A 1,017-nucleotide genomic window follows, 5' to 3' on the forward strand; every position below is an offset into this window, starting at 1 on the left:
CGTCCTTGGTGTCGAGGAGCGTCGGCGGGTGTTGGTGGAGTGGAACGACACGGTTCGTGCGGTTCCGGATGTGACGTTGCCGGAGTTGTTCGAGGCGCAGGTGGCGCGTACTCCTGGTGCCGTTGCTGTGGTGTGTGGCGGTGTCGAGCTGTCGTATGCGGAGTTGAATGCTCGGGCGAATCGTCTGGCTCGTCATCTGGTGGCGTGTGGTGCGGGTCCGGAGCGGCTGGTGGCGGTGGCGTTGCCACGGTCGGTGGATTTGTTCGTGGCGTTGCTTGCGGTGTTGAAGAGTGGTTCGGGTTATGTGCCGGTGGATCCGGAGTATCCGGCGGAGCGGATCGCGTACATGCTCGCGGATGCGGAGCCTGTGCTGGTTCTGACGGATGTGGCTACGGCGGTGTTGTTGCCCGGGGAGGGTGCGGTGCCGCGTGTGCTGCTGGATGAGCCTGGGGTCCGGGATGCTGTGGCCGGCCGGGACAGCGGAGACCTGGGCGATGGTGATCGGTTGTCTTCGGTGTTGGCTGCGCATCCGGCGTATGTGATTTATACGTCGGGTTCGACGGGTCGGCCGAAGGGGGTGGTGGTGTCGCATGCGGGTGTGGCGAGTTTGTCGGGGACGCAGGTTGAGGGTTTGGGTGTGGGGCCGGGTGCCCGGGTTCTGCAGTTTGCTTCGGTGAGCTTTGACACGTCGGTCTGGGAAATCTGGATGGCGTTGTTGTCGGGTGCGGTGTTGGTGGTGCCGTTGTTGGAGGAGCGGGTCGCGGGTGAGGCGTTGTCGCGGTTCGTGGTGCGGTATGGGGTGACGCATGCGACGTTGCCGCCGGCGGTGTTGGAGGTGTTGGGGGAGGGGGCTCTTCCTGCGGGGCTGACGTTGGTGTTGGCGGGTGAGGCGTCTTCGGCTGGTTTGGTGGGGCGGTGGGTTGCGGGGCGTCGGGTGTTCAACTCGTTCGGTCCGACGGAGACCACGGTGGATGTGACGTTGTGGGAGTGCCGGGCGGGTGATGTCTCGGTGCCGAT

At 65.2% G+C, this 1,017-nt stretch carries 1 protein-coding gene; it reads left to right on the forward strand.

Annotation, left to right across the window (positions count from 1 at the left end; genetic code table 11):
* Window positions 1-28: 28 nt before the first annotated feature.
* A partial coding sequence (locus ABZ858_RS37170; RefSeq protein WP_361389452.1) for an AMP-binding protein occupies window positions 29-1,017 on the forward strand: 989 nt, incomplete at its 3' end.

The sequence above is a fragment of the Streptomyces sp. NPDC047017 genome (assembly GCF_040644175.1).
Taxonomy (GTDB): domain Bacteria; phylum Actinomycetota; class Actinomycetes; order Streptomycetales; family Streptomycetaceae; genus Streptomyces.